The organism is Sphingomonas sp. 66-10, assembly GCF_001897045.1.
Taxonomy (GTDB): Bacteria; Pseudomonadota; Alphaproteobacteria; order Sphingomonadales; family Sphingomonadaceae; genus Sphingomonas; species Sphingomonas lycopersici.
On record NZ_MKRR01000165.1, the window covers coordinates 1 to 3,408 of the forward strand.

The 3,408-nt window shown below is 69.9% G+C and carries 5 protein-coding genes; 1 reads left to right on the forward strand and 4 read right to left on the reverse strand.

The features are described 5' to 3' along the window. On the forward strand, window positions 1-254 hold a 254-nt coding region (locus BGN95_RS25855), incomplete at its 5' end, for an LpxL/LpxP family acyltransferase (RefSeq protein WP_286774492.1). Here BGN95_RS25855 and BGN95_RS25860 read toward each other — a convergent pair. From BGN95_RS25860 to BGN95_RS25875, 4 genes are all read right to left on the reverse strand, one after another. Further along, window positions 251-1,564: an MFS transporter gene (locus BGN95_RS25860; RefSeq protein WP_286774493.1), complete on the reverse strand. Its 1,314-nt coding sequence runs from the start codon at window positions 1,562-1,564 to the stop codon at window positions 251-253. The two genes, BGN95_RS25855 and BGN95_RS25860, sit on opposite strands and share 4 nt — an antisense overlap. Before the next feature lie 38 nt (window positions 1,565-1,602). Next, a complete protein-coding gene (maiA, locus tag BGN95_RS25865; protein WP_286774495.1) occupies window positions 1,603-2,238 on the reverse strand; it encodes a maleylacetoacetate isomerase in 636 nt (211 codons plus the stop codon). Between the two features lie 2 nt (window positions 2,239-2,240). Continuing rightward, window positions 2,241-2,933 (reverse strand): fumarylacetoacetate hydrolase family protein, encoded by a 693-nt coding sequence (locus BGN95_RS25870; protein ID WP_286774494.1) that lies wholly within the window; start codon window positions 2,931-2,933, stop codon window positions 2,241-2,243. Further along, on the reverse strand, window positions 2,930-3,408 hold a 479-nt coding region (locus BGN95_RS25875), incomplete at its 5' end, for a cupin domain-containing protein (RefSeq protein WP_502688356.1). The genes BGN95_RS25870 and BGN95_RS25875, both read right to left, overlap by 4 nt.

Sequence of the window (3,408 nt, forward strand, 5' to 3'; positions counted from 1 at the left end):
CCCTGCGGTTCGGCACGGTGCTGCAGCCGATGAGCGTGCAGCGGCTGAAGGGGGCGACCTTCCGCGCCGTGGTGCACGATCCCATCGAAGTGCCGAACACCGGCGACCGGTCGGCCGACATCAAGGCCGGGGTCGACGCCGTGAACGCCTTCATGGAGGCGCGCATCCGCGAGCGACCCGAGGAGTGGTTCTGGGTCCACCGCCGCTTCCCCAACGAGGTCTACGCGGCCTTGGCGGAGGAAGAGGGCGTCTAGGCCTTCTTAGGCAGCAGTCCCAGCGCGATCACGGCCAGGGCGGCGATCATCGCCGGGATGGAGGTGAGCAGCAGGATCGATTTCACCGGCGCCTGCAGCGAGATCAGCACCCCGCCCACGGCCGGGCCGACGATCGAGCCGATGCGGCCGATCCCCAGCGCCCAGCCCACCCCGGTCGAACGAACGTGGGTCGGATAGACGGTGGCCGCCACGGCGTTGGCGCCGGTCTGGCCGCCGATCACCCCGAAGCCGACGCCGAACACCACAAGGGCCAGCACCCCGAGCCCGCCGCCCGCCAGATAGGCGACCCCGGCCACGCAGGCGGCGGCCCCCAGGTAGGCGGGGATCAGGGCCGTGCTCGGCCCCTTGCGGTCGATGATCCAGCCGAGAACCAGCGAGCCGACGATGCCGCCGACCTGCATCCAGATGCCGAGGGTGACGGCCTGGCGGATGCTGGCGCCCACCGAGGTCATCAGGGTCGGGAGCCAGTTGACCATCATGTAGATGACCAGAAGGCTGCAGAAGAACACCAGCCACAGCAGTAGGGTGCGCGGGGCCTGGCCGTGGCGGAAGAGCTCCGCCACCGACATGCGGCCGCCAGAGACCGCCTCGGGCGCCAGGGCGACGTCGGCGGGCAGGCGCGGGTCGAGCTTTCGCAGGATCTTGGCGACCTTGTCCGGCGCCTTGCCGGCCAGGGCCAGGAAGCGCGCCGACTCCGGCAGGGCGAAGAGGAACAGCGGCAGGGCCAGCAGCGGCAGGGCGCCGCCGACGATGAACACCGCGCGCCAGCCGTAGGTCGGGATGAATTGACCGGCCAGCACGCCGCCGACCAGCGAGCCCAGGCTGAAGCCGTTGAACATCATGGTGATCAGGAAGGCGCGCTGCCGAGCGGGCGCATACTCCGAGGTCAGGGCGATGGCGTTGGGCATGCAGCCGCCGAGCCCGAGGCCGGTGAGGAAGCGTAAGGCCAGCAGGCTGGCGACCGAGTCCGCCCAGGCGGTGGCCAGGGTGAAGACCCCGAACAGGGCGGCGGAGACGAGGATGATCGGCTTGCGCCCGACCTTGTCGGCCAGGGGCGCGATCAGCAGGGCGCCGAGCATCAGGCCGAACAGGCCGGCGGAGAACACCGGGCCGAGCTCACCCGGCGGCAGGCTCCAGTCCTTGATGATGGCCGGGGCGACGAAGCCGATGGCCTGCACGTCGAAGCCGTCGAAGAACAGCACCAGGGCGCAGAGGGCGAAGAGGCCCATCTGGAACGGGGTAAGCTTACGGTTGTCGATGACCTCGGCAAGCTGGACCGTGTTGGCCATGGGTTCCTCCCTGACGGCTTTTCTTATGATTGGGACGCCTAGTCGGCGTCCGGTTGGCTTTCCGGCGCCGCCGCCTTGAACGCGGGCAGGGCCAGGCAGGCGGCCTCAGCGGCCAGCAGGCGCGGGAAGGCGTCCAGCTTGGCGCCGAAACGGCGGGCGTTGACGAACTGCGGCACGAGGAAGGCGTCGGCGAGGGTGGGCGCATCGCCGAAGCAGAACGGGCCGGGCTGGTCGGCGATCAGGGTCTCGCAGGCGGCGAAGCCGTCCTCGATGGTCTTGGCCGCCCAGCCGTTGACGCCGGCCTCGTCGAGACCAGCGGCGCGCAGGCGGCCCAGCACCTTGAGGTTCTGCACCGGGTGGGTGTCGCAGGCGATGACATCGCAGAACGCCCGCACCCGCGCCCGCAGGGCCGGATCGGCCGGCAGCAGGGCGGGGGCGGCGGGGAAGGCGTCTTCCAGGTACTCGCAGATGGCCAGCGACTGGGTCAGCACCGTGCCGTCGTCGAGTTCGAGCGCCGGCACGAAGCCCTGCGGGTTCAGCCGCAGGAACTCCGGTTGCTTGTGCTCGCCGGTGCGCAGGTTGTGCGCCACGGTCTCATAGGCGAGGCCCTTGAGGGCCAGGGCGATGCGGACGCGATAGCTGGCGCCCGACCGGAAGAAGCTGTGCAGCTTCATCATCAGGCTTCGGGCGGGACGATGGTGATGACAGTGTCGCTCAGGCCCTCGATGGTCACCTTGACCACATCGCCGGGCACGACCGGGCCGACGCCGGCCGGGGTGCCGGTGAAGATCAGGTCGCCGGGCTGCAGGGTGTAGAGCGTCGAGAGGTTGGCGATCACGTCCTCGACCGGCCAGATCAGCTCCTCAAGGTCGCCCTTCTGCTTGGTCTCGCCATTGACGGTCAGCTCGATCGGCCCCTTGGCCAGGTGGCCGACTTCCGAGACCGGGTGGATCAGGCCGAGCGGCGCCGACTGCTCGAAGTTCTTGCCCGTGCTCCAGGGGCGACCCTGGCCGCGGGCTTCCAGCTGCAGGTCGCGGCGGGTCATGTCGAGGCCGGTGGCGTAGCCCCAGACGTGTTCCAGCGCGCTCTCGGTCGAGATGTTGCGACCGCCGACGCCGATGGCGACCACCAGCTCGGCTTCATAGTGATAGTTGGCGGTCTTCGGCGGGTAGGTGACCTTGCTGCCCGATGGCACGACGGTCTCGGCCCATTTGGCGAAGTAGAACGGCGGCTCGCGATCCGGGTCGCGGCCCATTTCGCGGGCGTGGGCGGCGTAGTTGCGGCCGACGCAGAACACGCGGCGCACGGGGAAGTCGCGGCCGTCGCTGGTCTTGGCGAGCGTCGGGGCTTGGGCGGTGGGCAGGTTCACGCGCAGTCCTCTTTGTACAGATGGAGCTTTTCCTGCGCCGTCTTGTCGGAGAACCCGAACAGGACGAGCGGGGTATCAGCCTTGAATTCGACCGAGCGCCACGAGGGCGCCGCGACGATCTTGCGGGGCGTCAGCGGGATCGTCACGCCATCGATAATGGCCGAACCCTCGCCTTCCACCACCACGAAAACCGTGCCGTCGGTCGACCGGCGGGGGCGGGTGGCGAAGCCGGCGGGGAGCAGGCGCACATGGGCCGAGATGGTCGGCATGATCGCGCCGCCATCGGCGGGATTGAGGAATTCCAGGGCGTGGCCGAGGTGCGGGTCGGTCTCGGCCGAGGCGGCCAGGGCGTCCAGCGCCGGGCGCCATTCGGCGTAGGGATAGTGGAACAGAGGCTGGTGCTTGGGCCGGCGGTCGGCCGTCGAGCCGCTGATCGGGCGCAGATTGCGGCCGTAGCGGGCCAGGCTGTCGCCCG